The organism is Pseudomonas sp. ANT_H12B, assembly GCF_008369325.1.
Classification (GTDB): domain Bacteria; phylum Pseudomonadota; class Gammaproteobacteria; order Pseudomonadales; family Pseudomonadaceae; genus Aquipseudomonas.
On record NZ_VOBI01000001.1, the window covers coordinates 233031 to 257016 of the forward strand.

The 23986-nt window shown below is 59.6% G+C and carries 22 protein-coding genes and 1 pseudogene; 12 read left to right on the plus strand and 11 right to left on the minus strand.

Translation table 11 applies throughout. The features are described from left to right. Positions 1-12 precede the first annotated feature (12 nt). The 3 genes and pseudogenes from FQ185_RS30835 to FQ185_RS01085 all read right to left on the minus strand — a co-directional run. Positions 13-201 (minus strand): annotated as a pseudogene (locus FQ185_RS30835) (carboxymuconolactone decarboxylase family protein); the annotation flags it as partial. Positions 202-270: 69 nt separating this feature from the next. Continuing rightward, on the minus strand, positions 271-1554 hold the full coding sequence (locus tag FQ185_RS01080; RefSeq protein WP_149415829.1) for a Zn-dependent hydrolase: 1284 nt from the start codon (positions 1552-1554) through the stop codon (positions 271-273). Between the two features lie 136 nt (positions 1555-1690). Then, entirely contained in the window at positions 1691-3175 is a 1485-nt protein-coding gene (locus tag FQ185_RS01085) for an NCS1 family nucleobase:cation symporter-1 (protein WP_149415830.1), read from the minus strand. Positions 3176-3793: 618 nt separating this feature from the next. On the opposite strand from FQ185_RS01085, the gene hydA reads away from it, so the two are divergent. The 3 genes from hydA to preA all read left to right on the plus strand — a co-directional run bounded on the left by hydA (position 3794) and on the right by preA (position 8032). Continuing rightward, on the plus strand, positions 3794-5233 hold the full coding sequence (hydA, locus tag FQ185_RS01090) for a dihydropyrimidinase (protein WP_149415831.1): 1440 nt from the start codon (positions 3794-3796) through the stop codon (positions 5231-5233). A gap of 156 nt (positions 5234-5389) precedes the next feature. Further along, the gene (locus tag FQ185_RS01095) at positions 5390-6757 is read left to right on the plus strand and encodes an NAD(P)-dependent oxidoreductase (protein ID WP_149415832.1); all 1368 of its coding nucleotides are present in this window, start codon (positions 5390-5392) and stop codon (positions 6755-6757) included. Beyond that, positions 6758-8032, plus strand: a complete 1275-nt coding sequence (gene preA, locus FQ185_RS01100; protein WP_149415833.1) for an NAD-dependent dihydropyrimidine dehydrogenase subunit PreA — start codon at positions 6758-6760, stop codon at positions 8030-8032. It abuts the gene before it with no gap. A gap of 70 nt (positions 8033-8102) precedes the next feature. Here preA and FQ185_RS01105 read toward each other — a convergent pair whose 3' ends face one another. Further along, complete coding sequence (locus tag FQ185_RS01105) at positions 8103-8723, minus strand: TetR/AcrR family transcriptional regulator (RefSeq protein ID WP_149415834.1); 621 nt, start codon at positions 8721-8723, stop codon at positions 8103-8105. Between the two features lie 138 nt (positions 8724-8861). Between FQ185_RS01105 and copC the strand changes: the two genes are divergently transcribed. The 9 genes from copC to FQ185_RS01155 all read left to right on the plus strand — a co-directional run bounded on the left by copC (position 8862) and on the right by FQ185_RS01155 (position 17472). Further along, a complete protein-coding gene (copC, locus tag FQ185_RS01110) occupies positions 8862-9227 on the plus strand; it encodes a copper homeostasis periplasmic binding protein CopC (protein WP_149415835.1) in 366 nt (121 codons plus the stop codon). A 3-nt stretch (positions 9228-9230) separates the two neighbouring features. Further along, complete coding sequence (gene copD / locus FQ185_RS01115; RefSeq protein ID WP_149415836.1) at positions 9231-10088, plus strand: copper homeostasis membrane protein CopD; 858 nt, start codon at positions 9231-9233, stop codon at positions 10086-10088. Positions 10089-10337: 249 nt separating this feature from the next. Further along, on the plus strand, positions 10338-11636 hold the full coding sequence (locus FQ185_RS01125) for an OprD family porin (protein WP_149415837.1): 1299 nt from the start codon (positions 10338-10340) through the stop codon (positions 11634-11636). A gap of 203 nt (positions 11637-11839) precedes the next feature. Beyond that, positions 11840-12661 carry an NAD(P)-dependent oxidoreductase gene (locus tag FQ185_RS01130; protein WP_149415838.1) on the plus strand — a complete coding sequence of 274 codons (822 nt, stop codon included), beginning with the start codon at positions 11840-11842 and terminating at the stop codon, positions 12659-12661. 51 nt (positions 12662-12712) lie between these two features. After that, the gene (locus tag FQ185_RS01135; RefSeq protein ID WP_149415839.1) at positions 12713-13600 is read left to right on the plus strand and encodes an SMP-30/gluconolactonase/LRE family protein; all 888 of its coding nucleotides are present in this window, start codon (positions 12713-12715) and stop codon (positions 13598-13600) included. Positions 13601-13668: 68 nt separating this feature from the next. Next, entirely contained in the window at positions 13669-14640 is a 972-nt protein-coding gene (locus FQ185_RS01140; protein ID WP_149415840.1) for a TRAP transporter substrate-binding protein, read from the plus strand. 78 nt (positions 14641-14718) lie between these two features. Continuing rightward, positions 14719-15246 carry a TRAP transporter small permease gene (locus tag FQ185_RS01145; protein WP_149415841.1) on the plus strand — a complete coding sequence of 176 codons (528 nt, stop codon included), beginning with the start codon at positions 14719-14721 and terminating at the stop codon, positions 15244-15246. Continuing rightward, positions 15247-16527, plus strand: coding sequence for a TRAP transporter large permease (locus FQ185_RS01150; protein ID WP_149415842.1), 1281 nt, complete (start codon positions 15247-15249; stop codon positions 16525-16527). Positions 16528-16599: 72 nt separating this feature from the next. Continuing rightward, complete coding sequence (locus FQ185_RS01155) at positions 16600-17472, plus strand: aldose 1-epimerase (protein WP_149415843.1); 873 nt, start codon at positions 16600-16602, stop codon at positions 17470-17472. Here FQ185_RS01155 and FQ185_RS01160 read toward each other — a convergent pair. The 7 genes from FQ185_RS01160 to pqqA all read right to left on the minus strand — a co-directional run bounded on the left by FQ185_RS01160 (position 17469) and on the right by pqqA (position 23901). After that, complete coding sequence (locus FQ185_RS01160; RefSeq protein WP_149415844.1) at positions 17469-19196, minus strand: NahK/ErcS family hybrid sensor histidine kinase/response regulator; 1728 nt, start codon at positions 19194-19196, stop codon at positions 17469-17471. The two genes, FQ185_RS01155 and FQ185_RS01160, sit on opposite strands and share 4 nt — an antisense overlap. Continuing rightward, entirely contained in the window at positions 19180-20343 is a 1164-nt protein-coding gene (gene ercA, locus FQ185_RS01165) for an alcohol dehydrogenase-like regulatory protein ErcA (RefSeq protein WP_149415845.1), read from the minus strand. Before ercA ends, FQ185_RS01160 begins: the two co-directional genes overlap by 17 nt. Positions 20344-20576: 233 nt before the next feature. Continuing rightward, positions 20577-21719: a pyrroloquinoline quinone biosynthesis protein PqqE gene (gene pqqE / locus FQ185_RS01170; protein WP_149415846.1), complete on the minus strand. Its 1143-nt coding sequence runs from the start codon at positions 21717-21719 to the stop codon at positions 20577-20579. Continuing rightward, entirely contained in the window at positions 21697-21969 is a 273-nt protein-coding gene (gene pqqD, locus FQ185_RS01175; RefSeq protein ID WP_149415847.1) for a pyrroloquinoline quinone biosynthesis peptide chaperone PqqD, read from the minus strand. Before pqqD ends, pqqE begins: the two co-directional genes overlap by 23 nt. Then, the gene (gene pqqC / locus FQ185_RS01180; RefSeq protein WP_149415848.1) at positions 21966-22718 is read right to left on the minus strand and encodes a pyrroloquinoline-quinone synthase PqqC; all 753 of its coding nucleotides are present in this window, start codon (positions 22716-22718) and stop codon (positions 21966-21968) included. Before pqqC ends, pqqD begins: the two co-directional genes overlap by 4 nt. A 143-nt stretch (positions 22719-22861) precedes the next feature. Further along, a complete protein-coding gene (gene pqqB / locus FQ185_RS01185; protein WP_149415849.1) occupies positions 22862-23776 on the minus strand; it encodes a pyrroloquinoline quinone biosynthesis protein PqqB in 915 nt (304 codons plus the stop codon). Between the two features lie 53 nt (positions 23777-23829). Further along, entirely contained in the window at positions 23830-23901 is a 72-nt protein-coding gene (gene pqqA / locus FQ185_RS01190; protein ID WP_003253598.1) for a pyrroloquinoline quinone precursor peptide PqqA, read from the minus strand. Positions 23902-23986 lie beyond the last annotated feature (85 nt).

Below are 23986 nucleotides of genomic sequence, written 5' to 3' on the forward strand. Positions count from 1 at the left end.
GAAAGCGCTCAGTAGTTGATCGGTCCAGGCCAGGGCGGCACGTTCGGCGCTGGTGAAATCACTGACGTGGCGCCAGACGATCAGGCGATCGAGACGTTCGTTGGTCTCGTTGGCTTCACGGGCTTCGCGGGTGTGCATTTTCACGCAGAAACCGCATTGGTTGATCTGCGAAGCCCGCAAGTGGATCAGGTGTTTGAGGGATTCAACAGGATGACGATTGAGAATTCGGCTTTGTGACGTGCGCTGTTTTCTCAGCGCACGCCAGACATTTCAAGCCGCCAATTGACCGCTGGCAATCGCCGCCGACGCCGCCAGCATTGCCCGCAACAACACCGCACACCCGGCCGCCAGATCATCCGGCGCGGCGTTTTCGATTTCGTTGTGGCTGATGCCGCCTTCGCACGGTACGAAGATCATCCCGGCCGGGCCAAGTTCGGCGAGGAAGATTGCGTCGTGCCCTGCCCCGCTGACGATGTCCATGTGCGTCAGGCCCAGTCCCTGAGCCGCATCGCGTACCGCTTCGACGCAGCCTTTGTCGAAGTACAGCGGCGGGAAATCAGCAGTGGGAGTCAGTTCAAAGGTCAGGCCGTGCGCGTGGCAGGTGGTTTCTATGACTTCGCGGACTTCGGCGATCATCGAGTCCAGGCGTGCCGGTTCCAGGTGCCGGAAGTCCAGGGTCATGCGCGCTTCGCCGGGGATGACGTTGCGCGAGCCGGGATAGGCTTGCAGGCAGCCGACGGTGCCGCAGGCGTGGGGTTGATGGCCGAGAGCGGCGCGGTTGACGGCGCCGACGATGATCGAGGCGCCGACCAGGGCATCCTTGCGCAGGTGCATTGGGGTTGGGCCGGCATGGGCCTCGACGCCGCGCAATTTCAGGTCGAACCATTTCTGGCCGAGCGCGCCCATCACCACGCCGATGGTTTTGTGTTCGTCTTCGAGGATCGGCCCTTGTTCGATGTGTGCCTCGAAATAGGCGCCGACCGCATGACCGCTGACGGCTCGCGGGCCGGCGTAACCAATGGCGTTCAGCGCTTCACCGACGGAGACGCCTTCGGCATCGACCTTGGCCAGGGTTTCTTCGAGGGTGAATTTTTCCGCGAATACGCCGGAGCCCATCATGCACGGGGCGAAGCGTGAACCTTCTTCGTTGGTCCAGACCACCACTTCCAGCGGTGCTTCGGTTTCTACGCCGAGGTCATTGAGGGTGCGCAGTACTTCGACCCCGGCCAGTACGCCGAAGCAGCCGTCGAATTTGCCGCCCGTGGGCTGGGTGTCGATGTGGCTGCCGGTCATCACCGGTGGCAGGTTCGGGTTGCGACCGGGGCGACGGGCGAAGATGTTGCCGACAGCGTCGATACTGACGGTGCAACCGGCCTCCTCGCACCAGTTGACGAAAATGTCCCGGGCCTGACGGTCGAGGTCGGTCAGAGCCAGGCGGCAGACACCACCCTTGACCGTCGCGCCGAGCTTGGCCAGTTCCATGAGCGACTGCCACAGGCGGTCGCGGTTGATGTGCTGATGGGTGGACTGCAGAACGTCTACGGCAGCGTTCATGATGATCTCCTCGGTTGTTCTTCTGATAGTTCCCACGCTCTGCGTGGGAATTCATCCGTGGACGCTCTGCGTCCGCTTCTGGGACGCGGAGCGTCCCGGGCTGCATTCCCACGCAAAGCGTGGGAACGATCACTCCTTAAACCGCAGTTTTCGCTACGGACGGGCTGGGGCGCATTGAGCACAACCCGTAATAAATCAGCCCGCCCAACGCCGAGCCGGTGAACCAGCCGTAGCTGTAGAACCAGCTGAAGGCATCGCTGCCCAAGGACAACAGCGTCAATACCACCGGCACACCAAACGCGATGAAGCCGAACCAGTTCCACGCCGGATACACGTCATCGCGATAAAGACCGGCCAGGTCAAGTTGCTGTTTCTTGATCAGGAAATAGTCCACCACCATGATCCCGGCGATCGGTCCCAGCAGGCTGGAATAACCGAGCAGCCAATTGGAATAGACCGTTTCCAGGCTGACATCAGAGACGATCAGCCCAAGTTTTTTCAGCAGTTCATGGCCCATCAGCACCAACCCCACCAATCCCGTCAACATCACCGCTTTGGTGCGGTTGATGACTTTGGGGGCGATATTCTGGAAGTCATTGGTCGGCGATACGATGTTGGCCGCCGTGTTGGTGGACAACGTGGCAATGATGATCAGCGCCATGGCCAGGGCTACCCAGACCGGGCTCTGGATATGGCCGATCAGGGTGACCGGATCGGACACGCTGACGCCCACCAGCTTCACTGACGCGGCGGTCATGACGACGCCGAGCGCAGCAAACAGGAACATGGTCAGCGGCAAGCCGATGATCTGCCCGACAATCTGGTCCTTCTGGCTTTTCGCGTAGCGGCTGAAGTCCGGGATGTTCAACGACAACGTCGCCCAGAACCCGACCATGGCGGTCAGCCCGGCGGCGAAGTAACTGACCACGCTGGCGCCTTCGGGACGCTTGGCCGGAATCGCCATCAACTCGGTCATCGACACATTTGGCATCGCCCAAACCAGCAGCCCCACACCCACCAGCACCAACAGCGGTGCAGAGAGCGTTTCCAACCATTTGATCGACTCGGCGCCACGAATCACCACCCATAGATTCAATACCCAGAACACCATGAAACCGATGACTTCACCGGTACCGCCAAGGGACTTCCAGCCTTCGAACACCGAGCCCAGAAACAGGTGAATGGCCAGCCCGCCGAACATCGTCTGGATGCCGAACCAGCCACACGCCACCAAGGCGCGGATCAAACAGGGAATGTTGGAGCCGAGAATGCCGAATGACGAACGCAGCAACACCGGAAACGGAATACCGTACTTGGTGCCGGGGAAGGCATTCAGGGTCAGGGGGATCAGCACAATGATGTTGGCGAACAGTATCGCCAGCAGCGCTTCGCCAACGCTCAAGCCGAAATAGGCGGTGAGCACCCCGCCGAGGGTGTAGGTCGGCACGCAGATCGACATGCCGACCCACAAGGCGGTGATGTGCCATTTGTTCCAGGTTCGTTCGCGCACCTTGGTGGGTGCCATGTCGTGGTTGTAACGGGGACTGTCGAGGACGTCGCTGCCGGCTTCGAGCTCAAACAAGCCGTCGCGCTCGGTCACTTGCGATCTGATCTGTTGCATGGCCACTCCACTGTTCTTTTGATTATTTTTGCTCATCAGGGGCTGGCGCCGAGAGCGCAGCCGGACGATGGCCGGAGGAACTGACAACTTTTACGGGCCGGCCAAGGTGTCAGCGGCGGCATCAATAAACGTGCCGGAGCCCCGCTGGCGCATTGGGCAGTGCCATAAAAACTTTGTAAACCACTGATGTTTATCAGCTTATTTATTCAACTATCGAATCCCCGGTTACTTGTCTGCTCACTCAGGCCGAATGTAAGGCAAGTTGTCCGAACAGTCAGGACTCAATCTGGTGCACTGCACTTTTTTTCAAAGTTGCGCATCAACCATAGACCATCCTCAAGCGGCTGATTTCACATAAGAAATCTCGTCTATTTTTAGAACCTGTCAAGTGAGTCAAAATGGTGAGAGGGCTCACCGTTTTGGTGATTTCTAACTTATTTCGTTATATTTCATATATTTAAAACAAATATAAGCTTATAAATATTTTCTTGCTCATTCCCTGATCTCAGACTAGCTTCTATTCCTGACAGCGTTGACAGGAATACACCTGTTTGCGTCAGCTTCATATAAAACATTTAGAACCGGCACAAGTCGGTCATTGCCTGCGAGGAACTCGGAATGTCTCTGTTGATCCGTGGTGCCACCGTTATTACCCATGATGAAAGTTATCGTGCCGACGTCTATTGCGCCGACGGCGTGATCAAGGCTATCGGTGAAAACCTTGATGTTCCCGCCAGTGCCGAAGTGCTCGACGGCAGCGGCCAATACCTGATGCCTGGCGGCATCGATCCGCACACGCACATGCAACTACCCTTCATGGGCACCGTGGCCAGCGAAGATTTTTTCAGCGGCACCGCGGCAGGTCTGGCCGGTGGCACTACGTCGATCATCGACTTCGTGATTCCCAATCCACAGCAGTCCTTGATGGAAGCGTTTCATCAGTGGCGCGGCTGGGCCGAGAAGTCGGCATCGGATTACGGTTTCCACGTAGCGATCACCTGGTGGAGCGAGCAGGTCCGCGAGGAAATGGCCGAATTGGTCAGCCATCACGGGGTCAACAGCTTCAAGCACTTCATGGCCTACAAGAACGCGATCATGGCGGCCGATGACACGCTGGTAGCGAGTTTCGAACGCTGTCTGGAACTGGGCGCCGTGCCGACCGTACACGCTGAAAACGGCGAACTGGTTTATCACCTGCAACGTAAGTTGATGGCCCAAGGCATGACCGGTCCTGAAGCTCATCCGTTGTCACGACCTTCGCAGGTGGAAGGCGAAGCAGCGAGCCGCGCGATCCGTATTGCCGAAACATTGGGCACGCCGCTGTACCTGGTACATGTCTCGACCAAAGAAGCTCTCGACGAAATCACCTATGCCCGCAGCAAGGGGCAACAAGTCTACGGTGAAGTACTGGCCGGGCATCTGCTGCTGGACGACAGCGTCTACCAACACCCGGACTGGCAGACTGCCGCCGGTTACGTGATGAGCCCGCCCTTCCGTCCTCGTGGCCATCAAGAAGCACTTTGGCACGGGTTGCAATCGGGCAACCTGCACACCACTGCGACCGACCACTGCTGCTTCTGCGCCGAGCAAAAAGCCGCCGGCCGTGATGATTTCAGCAAGATTCCGAACGGAACCGCCGGTATCGAGGACCGCATGGCCGTGCTCTGGGATGAAGGTGTGAACACGGGCCGCTTATCGATGCAACACTTCGTGGCGCTGACCTCCACCAACACCGCGAAGATCTTCAACCTCTACCCACGCAAAGGTGCGATTCGCGTCGGGTCGGATGCGGATCTGGTGCTGTGGGATCCGGAGCGCACGCGGACAATTTCAGCGAAAACGCATCACCAGCAGGTCGACTTCAACATCTTTGAAGGCAAGACCGTGCGCGGTGTTCCAAGTCATACCGTCAGTCAGGGTCGGGTGGTTTGGGCTGATGGTGATTTGCGCGCCGAACGTGGTGCGGGTCGGTACATCGAGCGGCCGGCGTATCCGGCGGTGTTTGATTTGCTGAGCAAGCGGGCTGAGATGAATAAGCCGACTGCAGTGAAACGCTGAGATCGAGGCCTTCGGCCATCGCGGGCAAGCCCGCTCCCACAGGAAAACGCATTCCAAATGTGGGGGAGTGGCTTGCCCGCGATGGCGTCGGCACAGGCAACACAAAAACCAATGCCCATCAGAGGCAGTACCTCAAATAACCGTGAGGCCAACACCGTGATCAAGACCCTGAACCATCTCCCGCATCCGTACGAGAATGCGGCCGCCCTCGCCAGCCATTTCACCGATCTGGCACCGCCACTCAACGAGCGTCAGGCGCATCTGGAAGCCTCGCGCTGCCTGTACTGCTACGACGCGCCGTGTGTGAATGCCTGTCCGAGCGAGATCGATATTCCATCGTTCATCCGCAATATCCATCAGGAAAACGTGCAGGGCGCCGCGCAGAAAATCCTCTCGGCGAACATCCTCGGCGGCAGTTGCGCCCGGGTTTGCCCGACAGAAATCCTGTGCCAGCAAGCCTGCGTGCGCAACAACGCCCACGAATGCGCACCGGTGTTGATTGGCCTGTTGCAGCGATATGCGGTGGACAACGCACACTTTCTCGAACACCCCTTCACGCGGGCCGCTTCAACCGGCAAGCGCATCGCTGTGGTCGGTGCCGGCCCGGCTGGGTTGTCTTGCGCTCACCGCAGCGCCATGCACGGCCATGACGTGGTGATTTTCGAGGCACGGGAAAAGGCGGGCGGACTCAACGAATACGGGATCGCCAAGTACAAACTGGTGGACGATTACGCGCAAAAGGAACTGGATTTCTTGCTGGAAATCGGCGGAATTGAAATCCGCCACGGGCAGAAACTCGGCGAGAACCTGACCCTCAGCGAACTGCATCAGCAATTCGACGCGGTGTTCCTGGGCCTCGGTCTGGCTGCGAGCAAACAACTTGGCCTGTCGCACGAGGATGCACCCGGTTTGCTGGCCGCCACCGACTACATCCGTGAACTGCGCCAGGCTGATGACCTGACTCAACTGCCCCTGGCGGATCACTGCATCGTCCTCGGCGCCGGTAACACGGCCATCGACATGGCCGTGCAAATGGCTCGCCTCGGGGCTCGCGATGTCAATCTGGTGTACCGCCGCGGTGTCGAGGAAATGGGCGCCACCGGCCATGAACAGGATATCGCCAAGGCCAATCAGGTACGGCTGTTGACCTGGGCTCAACCCGAAGAAGTGCTGCTCGATGAGAACGGCCAGGTGCGCGGTATGCGGTTCGCCCGCACGCAACTGATGGAAGGTCGCCTGCAAACCACCGGAGAAACCTTCGAACTGGCCGCCGACGCGATCTTCAAAGCCATCGGCCAAGCGTTCGATGCAAGCGCCCTCGCCGATCCGCTGGCCCGTGAGCTCAAGCGTCAGGGTGACCGGATTCAGGTGGACGAAAACCTGCGTACCAGCATCCCCGGCGTGTATGCCGGCGGCGACTGCACCAGCCTTGATCAGGACCTTACCGTGCAGGCAGTGCAACACGGTAAACGGGCCGCCGAGGCCATTAACGCCCACCTCATGCTCAACGTGGAGGCTGCGTAAATGGCCGATCTCTCGATTGTCTTCGCCGGCATCAAAGCCCCCAATCCATTCTGGCTGGCGTCCGCGCCGCCCACCGACAAGGCCTACAACGTGGTCCGCGCCTTCGAGGCCGGCTGGGGTGGCGTCGTCTGGAAAACCCTGGGTGAAGACCCGGCGGCAGTCAACGTCTCGTCGCGTTACTCGGCGCACTTCGGCGCCAACCGCGAAGTGGTGGGCTTCAATAACATCGAGCTGATTACCGATCGCTCGCTGGAAATCAACTTGCGGGAAATCACCCAGGTCAAAAAGGACTGGCCGGACCGCGCGCTGATCGTTTCGCTGATGGTGCCCTGCGTCGAAGAATCCTGGAAATTCATCCTGCCGCTGGTGGAAGCGACCGGTGCCGACGGCATCGAACTGAACTTTGGCTGCCCGCATGGCATGCCGGAACGCGGCATGGGCGCAGCGGTCGGCCAGGTGCCGGAGTACGTCGAACAAGTGACCCGCTGGTGCAAGACCTATTGCTCGCTACCGGTGATCGTCAAGCTCACGCCGAACATCACCGACATTCGCGTCGCCGCCCGCGCGGCCCACCGTGGCGGTGCCGATGCGGTGTCGCTGATCAACACCATCAACTCGATCACCAGCGTCAATCTGGAGCACATGGTCGCCAATCCCGCCGTCGGCAGCCAAAGCACTCACGGCGGTTATTGCGGTTCGGCGGTCAAGCCGATTGCACTGAACATGGTCGCCGAAATCGCCCGCGACCCTCAGACTCAGGGACTGCCGATCTCCGGCATTGGCGGCATTGGCACCTGGCGCGATGCAGCGGAATTCATTGCGCTGGGCAGCGGCTCGGTGCAGGTGTGCACGGCGGCGATGCTGCACGGATTCCGGATTGTCGAAGAGATGAAGGACGGTTTGTCACGCTGGATGGACAGTCAGGGCTATGCCAGCGTGTCAGAGTTTTCCGGGCGTGCGGTGGGCAACACCACGGACTGGAAGTACCTGGACATCAACTATCAGGTGATTGCCAGGATTGACCAGGAGGCCTGCATCGGTTGCGGTCGCTGCCATATCGCGTGTGAAGATACGTCGCACCAGGCGGTTGCCAGCCTCAAGCAGGCGGACGGCACGCACAAATATGAAGTGATCGATGATGAGTGCGTGGGCTGCAATTTGTGCCAGATCACCTGCCCGGTGCAAGATTGTATCGAGATGGTGCCGATGGACACGGGCAAGCCGTTTCTGGACTGGAATCATGATCCGAGGAATCCCTACCATGTCGCTCCCTGAACTCAGCAGCGCCTGAACTGCCGCCATCGCGGGCTTGCCCGCGATGGGGCCAGCCGCCTCACCGCAAAGCTCACGGCTCCAACCCAATCCCGCGCAAGATCACACTGGTCACCGTCTGCACCGCCCGCTCGAACTGCATGTCCGACAGCGGCTGATGGTCGTTCAGAATATTCACCTGGTGATCGAAGTCAGCGTAATGCTGGGTCGAGGCCCAGATCATGTACAGCAGGCTCGAAGGCTCCACCGGCAGGATGCGTTTGTCGTCCACCCACTGGCGGATTTTTGCCTCTTTCATCTTCGCCCAGTCATACAGGCTCACGTCCAGCCTCTCACCCAGGGTCGGTGCGCCGTGGATGATTTCGTTGGCCCAGACTTTCGAACCGTAAGGCCGGCTGCGAGAGTGGTTCATCTTGGCGCGAATGTAGCTGCTGAGCACCACGCGCGGGTCGTCGAACATTTCGAAGCACAACGCGTCCTGCTTCCACACTTCCAGCAAACCCAACAGCACCGCGCTGTACAGCTCGCTCTTGGTGCTGAAGTAGTAATGCAGATTGGAGCGTGGCAGCTGCACTTCGGCGGCGATGTCGGCCATGGCGGTGCTGCCAAAACCTTTTTCGGCGAAAACCTTTTCGGCTCCCAACAGAATTTTCTCGACGTTACTGCGACGAATCTCGATCTTGTGATTGCCCATGAGGGCTCCCTGACAACAGCATGGGTCAAGACTAGCATCCGCTCTACGTCGCGGCGACAGGGGAAAACGAAACTTCGTATACCGACTTCGTGCAGCTAAACTGTGCACTTCTTCGAACCTGCCTCTGAGGTATCCACGATGCTGCTCAAGAAAACCCTGACCACTGCCGCCCTGCTCGGCTCGCTGTTCGCCGCCACGTCGGTGTTCGCCCATGCTCATCTGAAAAGTCAGACCCCGGCCGCCGACAGCACCGTGAGTGCGCCGTCGGAACTGCGCCTGGTGTTTTCCGAAGGTGTTGAAGCGACCTTCACCAAGGTCTCGATCAGCAAGGACGGTGCCGATGTGCCGGTGAAAAGCCTGGCCACCGAAGGCAGCGACAAGAAGACCCTAGTCGTTACCCCGGCCGCACCGTTGGCGGCAGGTGCCTACAAAGTCGAGTGGCACGCGGTGTCGGTCGATACCCACAAAAGCGAAGGCGCCTACAGCTTCAAGGTTGGCCAGTAATTCATGACGAGCGCGATGGTGCTGTGCCGCTTCCTGCATTTCACCGTGGTGCTGATGCTGTTCGGAGCCTGGGTCTTCCGGCCCCTCTTGTCAGGCCGAGACCCGGCACTGGATCGGCGACTGGCCCGTGTGGCTCCATGGCTCGCGGCCGTCGCGCTGGTCAGCGGCGTGGGTTGGCTGCTACTGATCACCGCCAGCATGGCCGGTTCCTGGGACGCGGCGTTCGATCCCTCGACACTGCGGCTCGTGTTGCGCAAGACATTTTTCGGCCAGGTCTGGAGCTGGCATTTGCTGCTGAATGTTTTGCTCGTGACGCTGCTGCTGACTCCCCTACGGTCCAACCTGCCCTTGCGAATAACCCTGAGCGGCCTGCTGGTGGCCACGTTGGCCCCGGTCGGTCACGGCGCCATGCTCGACGGGCTCAGCGGCCAATTGTTGATCCTCAATCAAATCGTTCACCTGATCTGCGTCGGCGCGTGGCTCGGCGGCCTGATGCTGTTGGTGATGATCCTTCGGCAACCTGCGGGGCAACCCGTGAGCGCAATATTGCAACGCTTCAGCGGCGTCGGTTATGGACTGGTCGCGGGACTGCTGCTGAGCGGTTTGATCAACGTGCGGGTGCTCACCGGGGCGTTCTGGCCGACGCCGTTACTGTCCGGTTTTGCCTTCATCCTGCTGATCAAGGTTGTTCTGGTGGTCATGATGCTGGGGTTGGCGCTGTTCAACCGGCTGCGGATCAATGATTGCGAGCAGCGGCTGGCGACGCTGAAAACCAGCGTGATCCTGGAGTGGATGCTGGGGATGGGTGCCGTAGCAGCCGTTTCTTTACTCGGCACCATGCCGCCGATGATAACTGGCTAAAACACCATCCAATGTGGAAGCGGGCTTGCTCGCGAAAGCGGCGTCACATTCAACACATTGGTTGACTGACAGACCGCCTTCGCGAACATGCCCACTCCCACAGGTCCAACCACCTACGACCAAAGTCATCAAGTCATCGTATAACTTCTGATTGACATTCCCTGAAATCCTCGCAAATAATCGCCCCAATGTTGTACGACGACGTACGACAAAAAATAAAAACAACAAAGAAAACAAGGGAGCGTCACAGTGAGCAAGCTCGTCCGCAATTCATCCGCCTGCACCCCTCAATCCGCCTTCGCACGCCGTCATGCCCTGAGCCTGATAAGTTGCAGCAGCCTGGCCCTCGCCTTACCTATGACCAGCAACGCCGAAGGGTTCGTCGATGACGCCAAGGCCACGCTGAACCTGCGCAACTTCTACATCAATCGCAACTTCACCAACCCGGCCTACCCGCAGGGCAAGGCTGAAGAGTGGACGCAAAACTTCATCCTTGATGCCAAGTCCGGGTTTACCCAAGGCACCGTCGGCTTTGGTATGGACGTGCTGGGGCTGTACTCGCAAAAGCTCGACGGTGGTAAAGGCACCGGGGGTACTGGGTTGCTGCCGATTCACGACGATGGCCGCCCTGCCGACAATTACGGGCGTCTGGGTGTGGCGCTGAAAGGCAAAATTTCGAAAACCGAATTGAAGGTCGGCGAATGGATGCCGGTGCTGCCGGTCCTGCGTTCCGACGACGGCCGATCCCTGCCGCAAACCTTCCAGGGTGGCCAGGTAACGTCCAGCGAGATCAGCGGCTTGACACTCTACGGCGGCCAGTTCCAGGGCAACAGCCCACGCAACGACGGGAGCATGGAAGACATGTTCATGAACGGCAAATCGGCGGCCCTCACCTCCGACCGTTTCAACTTCGGCGGCGGCGAGTATGCGTTCAACGACAAGCGTACCCAGGTCGGTGTCTGGTACTCGGAACTCAGCGACATTTATCAGCAGCAGTACTTCAACCTGAGCCACAGCCAACCCATTGGCGACTGGACCCTCGGCGCCAACCTCGGCTACTTCATTGGCAAGGAAGACGGCAGCGCCCTGGCGGGCGACCTGGACAACAAAACCGCATTCGCCATGCTTTCGGCCAAATACGGTGGTAGCACCTTCTTTGTCGGCCTGCAAAAACTCAGCGGCGACGATGCCTGGATGCGGGTCAACGGCACCAGCGGCGGCACTCTGGCCAACGACAGTTACAACTCCAGCTACGACAACGCCAAGGAAAAATCCTGGCAGTTGCGCCACGACTACAACTTTGTGGTGCTCGGCATTCCCGGCCTGACGATGATGAACCGCTACATCAGCGGCGATAACGTGCACACCGGCACTATCACCGACGGTAAGGAATGGGGCCGCGAATCGGAACTGGCTTACACCGTGCAAAGCGGCGTGCTGAAGAACCTCAACGTCAAATGGCGCAACGCGAGCATCCGCAAGGATTTCAGCACCAACGAATTTGACGAAAACCGCATCATCATCAACTACCCGATCTCGTTGCTGTAAGGCATTTATCCACCCTGCTGATAGATCGTTATCACAGCGATCTATTTCAGCGGTTGGTCGAATTGAGCCTGGGACGACCCTCCGTCAATTTCAAACGATGACGCGTTGACAAGAACAGGAAAGCTTAACGATACTCCGACCAAGTCGTACGACAACTTACAACGAACTCAATAACAACAACTGCTTGTGCAGGGACTTTCAAAATGACCACTCCAACAGCCCGCGCCCCTTTCAATCGTTTGCTTCTGACCGGTGCCGCCGGTGGCCTCGGCAAAGTCTTGCGCGAAAGCCTGCGCCCTTACGCTAATGTGGTTCGCCTGTCGGACATCGCCGACATCACCCCCGCCCTTGATGATCGCGAAGAAGTCATGCACTGCGACCTGGCAGACAAGCAAGCGGTGCATCAACTGGTGGAAGGCGTGGACGCGATCCTGCACTTCGGCGGCGTGTCGACGGAGCACTCGTTCGAAGACATTCTCGGCGCCAACATCTGCGGCGTATTCCACATTTACGAAGCCGCTCGCCGGCATGGCGTGAAACGCGTGATTTTCGCCAGCTCCAATCATGTGATCGGCTTCTACAAACAGGACGAAGTCATCGACGCCCACTCCCCTCGCCGCCCGGACAGCTATTACGGTTTGTCCAAGTGCTACGGCGAAGACACGGCCAGTTTCTACTTCGATCGCTACGGCATCGAGACCGTCAGTATTCGCATCGGCTCTTCTTTCCCGGAACCGCAAAACCGCCGAATGATGAGCACCTGGTTGAGCTTCGGTGACCTGACCCAATTGATCGAGTGCGCGTTGTACACCCCGAACGTCGGCCACACCGTGGTCTACGGTGCGTCCGACAACAAGAACGTCTGGTGGGACAACCGCTACGCCACAAGCCTGGGTTACGCACCACAGGACAGCTCCGAAGTGTTCCGCGAAAAAGTCGAAGCCCAGCCAATGCCGGCCGCTGATGACCCGGCCATGGTTTACCAGGGTGGCGCGTTTGTGGCAGTTGGCCCGTTCGGCGACTGAACCGCGTATTCACTTGATCCCAACTACAAAAAACCAAGGGAATGAGTTGCCATGCAAGCTGAATTGATTGTCGATGCCCGCAACGCAGTCGGTGAAAGCCCGGTCTGGGTCCCCGAGGAAAACGCCCTGTATTGGGTTGATATTCCTGCCGGTGGACTTCAGCGCTGGAGCGCCGAAACCGGCCATGTCCATTCTTGGACCGCTCCGCAGATGCTCGCCTGCATTGCCCGCCAAAGCGACGGCAGTTGGGTTGCCGGGATGGAAAGCGGGTTCTTCCATCTTCACCCGCATAACGACGGCAGCCTCGACAGCAACCTTCTGGCGCCGGTCAAACACGCCCGCACTGATATGCGCTTGAATGATGGGCGCTGCGATCGTCAGGGACGCTTCTGGGCCGGCAGCATGGTGCTGAACATGGGCGCCAATGCTGCCGACGGTACGCTTTACCGCTACAGCGCCGGTCAACGCGGACCGATCGATGCGCAACTCAGCGGATTCATCGTGCCCAACGGCCTGGGTTTCAGCCCGGACGGGCGGACGATGTACCTGTCTGACTCCCATCCGCTGGTCCAGCAAATCTGGGCCTTTGATTACGACATCGACAGCGGCACACCGTCCAATCGCCGACTATTTGTCGACATGAATCAGTTCCCAGGTCGTCCCGACGGCGCAGCGGTTGATGCCGAAGGCTGCTACTGGATTTGCGCCAACGACGCCGGATTGATTCACCGTTTTACCCCCGATGGCCGGCTGGACCGTTCCCTCGCCGTACCGGTGAAAAAACCGACCATGTGCGCCTTCGGTGGCAGCCGACTGGACACGCTGTTTGTGACCTCGATCCGCCCCGGTGACGACCATGACGAACAGTCATTGGCTGGCGGGGTGTTCGCCCTCGACCCCGGCGTCAAAGGGTTGCCGGAACCTCTTTTCAACCACTAGCTCCACCCGCTTCTGCTGCACCGCTGCGCATTGAATACAAAAAAAATAACAACATTGGAGACAACCTCATGCACTTCAAACGCACCTTGCTCGCCGCTGCACTCCCCTTGGCCTTCACCCTCAGCAGTGCCGCTCAAGCGCTGGAAGTGAAATACGCCGATATCCATCCGGCCGGTTATCCGACCGTGGTGGCGGAAGAACAACTGGGCAAGACCCTGGTGGCCGACAGTAACGGCGCACTGACCTTCAAAATGTTCGCTGGTGGCGTGCTCGGCTCGGAAAAAGAAGTGATCGAACAGATGCAGGTTGGCGCCATCCAGATGGCTCGCGTCAGTCTCGGCATCGTTGGCCCCGTGGTACCAGACGTGAATGTGTTCAACATGCCGTTCGTGTTCCGTGACCAGGCGCACATGCGCAAAGTCATCGACGGCGACGTTGGCGACGCGATCCTCGACAAAATTACCCACTCCGAATTCGGCCTGGTGGCTCTGGCCTGGATGGACGGTGGTACACGCAACATCTACACCAAAAAACCGGTGCGCAAACTTGAAGACCTCAAGGGCATGAAAATCCGCGTGCAAGGCAACCCGATGTTTATCGAAACCATCAACGCCATGGGCGGTAACGGCATTGCGATGGACACCGGCGAGATCTTCAGCGCCTTGCAGACCGGGGTGATCGACGGCGCGGAAAACAACCCGCCGACCCTGCTCGAACACAACCACTACCAGAACGCCAAGTTCTACAGCCTGACCGGGCACTTGATCCTGCCCGAGCCGATCGTGATGTCGAAAATCACCTGGGAGAAACTCACCCCCGAGCAGCAAGTCCTGGTGAAGAAAACCGCCAAAGCCGCACAGGCGCAAGAACGCATCCTCTGGGACGCAAAATCGGCCAGCAGCGAAGAAAAACTCAAGGCCGCTGGCGTCGAGTTCATCACCGTCGACAGGAAACCTTTCTATGAGGCAACCGCCTCGATCCGCGAAAAATATGGCGCGCCTTACGCCGACCTGATCAAGCGCATCGAAGCCGTTCAGTAACCCTCCCTGCATTCATGAAAGGCCCGGCGCCGCTGACGGTGGTGTATGTCAGCGCGCTCCCGGTTACGGTGGAACCCGATGAAGAATCTGCTGCTGCGCATCAACGACAAAATCTACATGACCTGTATCTGGGTCGCCGGGCTCTCCGTTCTGGCCATTGCGTTAATCATTCCCTGGGGTGTTTTCGCCCGCTACGTGCTCGGCACCGGCTCCAGCTGGCCGGAGCCCACCGCCATTTTGCTGATGATGGTGTTTACCTTCATCGGTGCCGCGGCCAGTTATCGCGCCGGTGCGCACATGGCAGTGGCCATGCTGACCGACCGCATGACGCCCCAACTGCGCCAGATCATGAGCATCGTGTCGCAACTGTTGATGGCAACGATCTGCCTGTTCATGACGATCTGGGGCACCAAGCTCTGCCTGTCGACCTGGAACCAGTTCATGAGCGCCCTGCCCACCCTGCGCGTGGGCATCACTTATATGCCGATCCCCGTGGGCGGTTTGCTGACGCTCATTTTTGTCCTGGAAAAACTCTTGCTCGGTGATCAGAGCAACCGTCGGGTCGTGCGTTTCGACCTGGTTGAAGAAAGCGAAGGTGCCGCCTAAATGGATGCTCTGATTTTGCTCGGCAGTTTTATCGCTTTGATCATGATCGGCATGCCGGTCGCCTACGCCCTGGGCCTTTCTGCCCTGATCGGGGCGTGGTGGATTGACATCCCGTTCCAGGCGCTGATGATTCAGGTCGCTGGAGGTGTGAACAAATTCTCTTTGCTGGCTATTCCGTTTTTCGTACTCGCGGGCGCGATCATGGCCGAGGGCGGAATGTCCCGGCGGCTGGTGGCGTTTGCTGGCGTTTTGGTCGGGTTCGTCCGTGGCGGGTTGTCGCTGGTCAACATCATGGCCTCGACGTTCTTTGGCGCGATTTCCGGTTCCTCGGTAGCTGACACCGCGTCGGTCGGTTCGGTACTGATCCCGGAAATGGAACGCCGTGGCTACCCGCGTGACTTCGCGACAGCTGTCACTGTCAGCGGCTCGGTTCAAGCCCTTTTGACCCCGCCCAGCCACAACTCGGTGCTCTACTCGCTGGCCGCTGGCGGCACGGTGTCGATCGCGTCGCTGTTCATGGCCGGTGTAGTGCCGGGGCTGTTGATGAGCGCGTGCCTGATGGTGCTGTGCCTGATCTTCGCCAGAAAGCGCAACTACCCCAAGGGCGAAGTCATTCCCATGCGCCAGGCGCTGAAAATCTGCGGGGAAGCGCTGTGGGGCTTGATGGCGATGGTCATCATTCTCGGCGGCATTCTCTCGGGTATCTTCACCGCCACCGAATCGGCGGCCATCGCGGTACTGTGGTCGTTCTTCGTGACCATGTTCATCTACCGCGACTACAAGTGGAGCGAGCTGCCGAAACTGATGCACCGCACGGTGCGGACGATTTCGATCGTGATGATCCTGATCGGCTTCGCCGCCAGTTTCGGCTACATCATGACGCTGATGCAGATCCCGTCGAAGATCACCACGATGTTCCTGACCCTGTCGGACAACCGTTACGTGATCCTGATGTGCATCAACGTCATGTTGCTGTTGCTCGGCACGGTGATGGACATGGCGCCGCTGATCCTGATCCTGACGCCGATTCTAATGCCGGTGATTCTGGGCATTGGCGTGGACCCGGTGCAGTTCGGCATGATCATGCTGGTGAACCTGGGGATTGGTTTGATAACACCGCCGGTGGGTGCGGTGCTGTTCGTGGGGTCGGCAGTGGGCAAGGTCAGTATCGAAAGCACCGTGAAAGCCCTGCTACCGTTCTATGGCGTGCTGTTTTTGGTGCTGTTGGCCGTGACCTATATTCCGGCGTTGTCGCTGTGGTTGCCGCATTTGGTGTTGTAACAAGTGGCCCCTCCGTCAAACGAGGGGCACACGCAGGGCACATCGGTGTTCATCCATTAGAGCTCAACAGATATGACGTTAATACGCCTCGAACTTGAAGACGAACTCACCCACCTCACCCTCGCCCCGGAACTCGGTGCGAGCATCGTCAACTGGACCGTGCGCAGCACCGGGCAGCCGCTGTTGCGCCACGCCGATACTCACGCGCTGAACACCGGCCTGCCGGGTAAACTCGGCTGCTTTCCCTTGGTGCCCTGGTCCAATCGCATTGCCCAAGGCGGCTTTGAATGTCCCGATGGCTGGCTGGCGCTGACAGCCAACAGCCTCACCGATCCCCTGCCGATTCACGGCAGCGCCTGGCAACAGCCCTGGCAAGTAGTTTCCCATTCAAGTAATGAAGTCGTCCTGCAACTCGACAGCACAACGCCCTTCGCCTATCGCGCCCGGCAACGTTTCCATCTGAGCGAGGGCAAGCTGAGCATCGATTTGCACGTCACTCACCTGGCCGAACGCGCCGCTTGGCATGGCCTGGGACTCCATCCGTATCTGCCACGAACCGCAGGCACACAGTTGCAGGCAAAGGCCCGGCAGGTCTGGTTATGCGACACGTCAAAACTGCCGACACAACTCAGCGAATTGCCTGCCGCATGGGATTTTCAGTCGCTCAAAGACTTGCCCGACACCCTGGTCGACAACGGTTTCTGCGAATGGGACGGCCATTGCCTGATCCGCCAACCCGACCTGGGTTATGAACTGGAATGCCATGCCACCGGCAGCGATTACTACCTGCTGTACTGCCCGGTGGGCCTGGAGTTTTTCTGCATCGAACCGGTGAGCCACCCGGTCAACGCTCATCACCTGCCGGGTCGCCCGGGGCTGCGTTTGCTGGAGCAGGGTCAATCCGTCGAACTCGGCTTCAGCCTGCACTATCGCCAGCTCAACTAGCCCAGCATCTGACTCAACACCGCGCGCAATTTTCCGGGTTTTACCGGTTTGTTCAGCAGCGGTGCGTCGAGTCTTTGCAACGAGCGCCGACACTGGTCGGTGCGGTCTGCGGTGATGATGACCGCTGGAGTCGTCTGACCAAAATGCTCGCGCAAATGCCGGACCACCTCACACCCCACCACCCCGTGATCGAGGTGGTAGTCCGCCAGAATCAGCTCCGGTGCTTGCCCCTGCAAGGCCGTCAACGCCGAGGCTTCATCCGTGGCCGTGACCACTTCGCAACCCCACTGCCCGAGCAACGCGCTCATGCTTTCGAGAATGCTCACTTCGTTATCCAGCACCAGCAAGCGTCGGCCCGGCAAGGGGTTGCCGGCGCCAGGTTGCGGCGCTGCCAGACTGATCGGTAGCGGAATCTCATGGGATATCGGCACATCGATGCTGAACATCGAACCGTGTCCCGGCCGCGAATGAACCTGAATCCGGTAATCAAGAATCTTGGCGATGCGCTCGACAATCGCCAGCCCCAGGCCCACGCCTTTGCGGTCGGCGGCGCGGCCGACGTCCAGTTGGTTGAATTCGAGAAAAATTGAATCCAGCCGATCCGCCGCGATACCGCGCCCGGTGTCCCAGACTTCCAGACGCAACATTTCGCCCCGGCGTCTGGCCCCCAGCAGGATGCTGCCTTCATCGGTGTAGCGGCAGGCGTTGCTGAGAAAATTACGCAGGATTCGCGTCATCAATCGCAAGTCAGTGCTGATGGCGTAATCGCCCACGTGCACCCGCAGGTTCAACCCGGCCGCCTCGGCCACTGACTGAAATTCCGACACCAACGGCCCGAGCAATTCGTCGAGTCGATACAGCGCGACGTCCGGTTTGACCGCCGCCTGATCGAGCCGGGAAATATCCAGCAGATCGGTGAGCAAATCTTCAGCCCCTTCCAGAGCCTGGTGAGTGCGCTCGACCAGCACCTGCTCGACATCGGGGAGTTTGCGCTCGCGCAAGGTCGAGATCAGCAAGCGCGCGGCGTTCAGCGGTTGCAGCAGGTCGTGGCTGGCGGCGGCGAGGTATTTGTCTTTGCTGCGATTGGCCGCTTCGGCGGCGTCCCGCGCATCGCGCAAGGCCTCGGTGATCTGTTTACGCTGGGTGATCTGCTGTTGCAGGTTGCGATTGGCTTCGAGTAATTCGTCGGTGCGCGCGGTGACCCGCTGTTCCAGTTCGTCATTGAGTTGTTGCAGGCGCTGTTGGGCGAGTTTTCGTTCGGTGATGTCAGCAACAAAGCCTTCCACCAGCCCTTCCTGATCGGGCTTGAGCAACAGGTTCATCAGCACGTCGAGGCTGCTGCCGTCCTTGCGTCGCAACTGGGTTTCATAGCCATGCAGGCTGCCCTGGTGCCTGAGGATTTCGCCGATATTTGCCAGCTCCCGTGCCCCCCCGACAAACAGATTGCTCGCCAGATCCGCCAGGGAAAACAGCACCTCCTGCGGATTGTCGTAGCCGAGCATCCGCGCCAGCGCCGGGTTGGCAGCGCGCATGCCTTCCAGCAGGCTGGCCTGGAAGATCCCGTGGACGGCGTTTTCGAACAGCCATTTGTAGCGGTTGCGCTCGGCTTCCAGTTCGTCGAGGCGCGCGGCCAGTTCCGGGTAGTGACTCTTGCGCGCCGAATGGCTGCCTAATCCCAGTAATCCGGCCAGCGCCCGTTGATGCTCGTCAGAGGGCTTCGCCATAGACGACCTCGACATCACGCTGACTGGATTCGCGCGGATTGGTGAGGATGCACGGGTCGTGCATGGCGTGTTGCGACAGGAACGGAATGTCCGCCACGCTGACCCCGTGCAGACCAAGGGTTTCATGGAAGCCGATGGCGTGTTTGAGGGCGATCAGGTGTTCGACCAGACGCCCGCAAATCTGCCGGTGATTGAGGCCGCGGCAATCGATGCCAAAGGTCTCGGCGATCACCTTGAAGCGCTCCGGCGCCGAGCTGTAGTTGAACGCCACCACGTGTTCCACCAGCACCGCGTTGCACAAGCCATGGGGCAAATCGAGGAAGCCGCCGAGGCTGTGGGACATCGCGTGCACCGCGCCAAGGATCGCGTTGGAAAACGCCAGCCCGGCCTGCATGCTGCCGAGCATGATCTTCTCGCGCAGGGCGATGTCGTTCGGGTTGGCGATCATTTGCACCAGGTTGCCGTTGATCAGGCGCATAGCTTCCAGCGCGTGGGGATCGGTCAATGGCCCATGACCGGTGGAAACAAAGGCTTCGATGGCATGCACCAGTGCATCGATGCCGGTACAGGCCGACAGGAACGGGTCCATGCTCAGGGTGGTTTCCGGGTCGATCAGCGACACGTCCGGCACCACGGCTTTGCTGACGATGGAGAACTTCATGCGTTCTTGCTGGTTGGAGATGATCACGAATTGCGAGACGTCAGCCGAAGTCCCGGCAGTGGTCGGAATCAGGATCAGTGGCGGGCTGGGCACGCGAATGGTGTCCACGCCCTCGAACTCGAGGATGCTGCGCCCATGGGCGACGACGATGCCGATGCCTTTGCCGCAATCCATCGGGCTGCCGCCACCCACGGCGACGATCACATCGCAGTGGTTTTCCCGGTACAGATCGGCACCGAGCATGACTTCTTCGACCCGAGGGTTGGGCGAGACCGCGCTGTAGAGGAAATATTCGATGCCCTGTGCTTGCAGGCTGGCCTCGACATCGGCCACCCAACCGGCGGCAATCACGCCGGGGTCGCTGACCACCAGCACCTTGCGGGCGCCAAAGGTTTTGGCGCAATTGCCGACGTTGTGCCGGCAGCCGGCACCGAAGATGATTTCAGGTGAAACGAATTTACGCAGCTGGCTGAGACTCTGGCTCATTGGAAAGCCTGTTTTTTATTGTTTTGGAAGGTAGATCCACACTAAAGCATCCGGCTGCGAATGCAATCAGACCAATGGGTAGCAGGCGGATGCACGCAAACCCTTTATCCACCGCAAATCCCCTGTGGGAGCGAGCCTGCTCGCGATGACGGAGTGTCAGGCAGCATCAATGGTGACTGGTAGTCCGCTATCGCGAGCAGGCTCGCTCCCACAGGGGATTTGTGTTGTTTGATTCAACCGCGGTAGATCAGTCGCGAAGCCTTCTCGTTACGCAACGTCAGGTGTTCCATTCCCTGCCCCGGCGCATCGGCCTCCTCGCGGGCCTTGAGAATCACCCCGTGGTGCGGTGACTTGCTGCACACCGGGTCCGCATTTTCGGCATCGCCGGTCAGCATGAATGCCTGGCAGCGGCAGCCGCCCAGATCCTTGTGTTTCTCATCGCAGGAGCGGCACGGTTCTTTCATCCAGTCATCGCCACGAAAGCGGTTGAAACCGAACGAGTCAGTCCAGATGTGCGAGAGGCTGTGCTCGCGCACGTTGGGAAACTGCACCGGCAACTGGCGGGCGCTGTGGCAAGGCAATGCCGTGCCGTCGGGGGTGATGTCGAGAAACAGATTGGCCCAGCCGTTCATGCAGGTCTTGGGGCGTTCTTCGTAGTAATCCGGGGTGACGAAGATCAGCTTGCACGGGTGACCCTGTGCTTCAAGGCGCTCGCGGTATTCATTGGTGATGCGCTCGGCACGCTGCAATTGTTCGCGAGTGGGTAACAAGCCCACGCGATTGAGCTCGGCCCAGCCGTAGAACTGACACGTCGCCAATTCGACGAAATCCGCTTCCAGCTCCAGGCACAAGTCGATGATCTGCGCGATCTGATCGATGTTGTGCCGATGGGTGACGAAGTTCAGCACCATCGGATAGCCTTGGGCTTTCACCGCCCGGGCCATCGCGAGTTTCTGGGCGAAGGCCTTGCGCGAGCCGGCGAGCATGTTGTTGACCTGCTCGTCGGCGGCCTGAAAGCTGATCTGGATGTGGTCCAGCCCGGCGACCTTGAAGTCTCGGACCTTCTGTTCGGTCAAGCCGATGCCCGAGGTGATCAGGTTGGTGTAGTAACCCATGTCCCGGGCAGCCTTGATCAGCTCGGCCAGGTCTTGGCGAACCAGCGGCTCGCCGCCGGAAAAGCCCAGTTGCGCGGCGCCCATCTCCCGGGCTTCGCGGAACACCCGAATCCATTCTTCGGTGCTCAACTCTTCGCCTGATTGGGCAAAGTCCAGCGGGTTGGAGCAATACGGGCATTGCAGCGGGCAACGATAGGTCAGCTCCGCCAACAGCCACAGCGGCGGCCCCGGGCACGAGTCATTCGATCCAGAATTGAGCATGGGCCACCTCCAGAAACGCCAGTACATCTTCGTCGATCCCCGGTACGCCGGGGAAACTCGCGGACAGTAGATCGATGATCGCTGCGACGCTGCGCCGACCATCCACCAGATCGAGGATCTGCCCGGCACTGACGTTGAGTTTGATCATGCCCTCGGGGTACAGCAGCACGTGGCAGTCCTGTCGGGGTTCCCATTGCAGGCGAAAACCCTGGCGCAACGACGGTGACTGTTCGCGGCTGATCAGGCTCACAGGGCGATCCCCCGGTGCCAGACTTTCGAGGGAGTGACGGTGTGGTACGGCGGGCGCTCAAGCTCATAGGCCATGCTCATGGCATCGAGCATGCTCCACAGCACGTCGAGCTTGAACTGGAGGATTTCCAGCATCCGTTGCTGGCCCTCGACCGTGACGTAGTGCGCGAGGGTGATGCGCAAACCGTGCTCGACGTCGCGTCGCGCCTGACTCAGGCGAGCACGGAAATAGTCGTAGCCGGCAACGTCGATCCATGGGTAATGGGTCGGCCAGGCGTCGAGCCGGGATTGGTGGATCTGTGGTGCGAACAGTTCGGTCAGGGAGCTGCTGGCGGCTTCCTGCCAGCAAGCGCGGCGGGCGAAATTGACGTAGGCGTCCACGGCAAAACGTACGCCGGGCAACACAAGTTCCTGTGAGAGGATTTGCTCGCGGTCCAGTCCCACCGCTTCGCCCAGCCGCAGCCAGGCTTCGATGCCGCCTTCGCTGCCGGGCACGCCGTCGTGGTCGAGAATCCGTTGCAGCCATTCGCGGCGCACGTCGCGGTCCGGGCAGTTGGCGAGAATCGCGGCATCCTTGAGCGGGATGTTCACCTGGTAATAGAAGCGATTGGCGACCCAGCCCTGAATCTGCTCGCGAGTGGAACGGCCGGCGTACATGGCTTGGTGGAATGGATGGTGGATGTGGTAGTAGGCGCCTTTGGCGCGCAGGGCTGCTTCGAATTCGGTGGGGGACATTGGGGTGTCAGTCATTGCGGTTCTCCGGGGAATCTGCGGTGTCTGGTCTGGCCCCATCGCGAGCAGGCTCACTCCCACATTGGTATTGTGGTGTACACAAAATCTGTGTTCACACCGATCAACTGTGGGAGCGAGCCTGCTCGCGAAGGGGCCCTCCGCTACAGCTCAATACTCATGCCGTCATAAGCCACTTCAATCCCGCGCCGCTCCAGCAGCGCCCGCTCGGCCGAGTCTTCGTCGAGGATCGGATTTGTGTTGTTGATGTGGATCAGCACCTTGCGCTGACGGGTGAAGCCTTCCAGCACCTCAAGCATCCCACCGGGGCCGCTTTGCGAAAGGTGACCCATTTCACTGCCCAGGTTCTGGCCGACTTCGCAGACTCGCATCTCGTCGTCGCGCCACAAGGTGCCGTCCAGCAACAGGCAATCGGCGCGTTGCATCCAGCTCAGCACTTCATCATCGACTTGCCCCAGACCCGGCGCATAAAACACCGAGGCGCCGCTGCGCACGTCTTCGATAAACAGGCCTATGGTGTCGCCCGGCTGAGGACTACCGCGATTGGGCGAGTACGGCGGTGCGTTGCTGACCAATGGAATCGCCCGAAATTGCAGGTGTGCGCAGGCCGCGATGCTGAACGGTTCACGGTCCAGGCCGATGGGTTGCCACTGCAAGCCGCCGTTCCAGTGCTTGAGCATGGTGAACAACGGGAATCCGCTACTCAGGTCTTCATGGACCCGTTCGGTGCAAAAGACTTGATGCGGGCAACCTTCGCGCAGGCTCAACAGGCCGGTGCAATGGTCGATCTGGCTGTCCAGCAGGATGACGCCGGCAATCGCGGTATCGCGCAATTGGCGGGCCGGTTGCATCGCGGGGAAACTCTCGAGTTGCGCACGGATGTCCGGTGACGCATTGCACAGTACCCACTCCACACCGTTGTCACTCAGGGCAATCGACGACTGTGTGCGCCGTTGCGCCCGCAGGCTGCCATTGCGCATGCCGGCGCACTGACGGCAGTTGCAGTTCCATTGCGGAAAACCACCGCCAGCGGCGGAACCGAGAACGCGGATGTGCATGGGATGCTCCAGAAGGCAGGCCCGGCCAACGCGACGGCTGGCCGGGTGAACAATCAGCGGTTGGCGAAATACATCGTCACTTCGAAGCCAATACGCAGGTCGGTAAACGCGGGTTTAGTCCACATGGGTCAATCCTCTTCTTATGCCGGACGATTCCGGTAAAGCCATTAATGCACGGGGTGCAGAGCGACCGAATGCTACTTTCGAAGG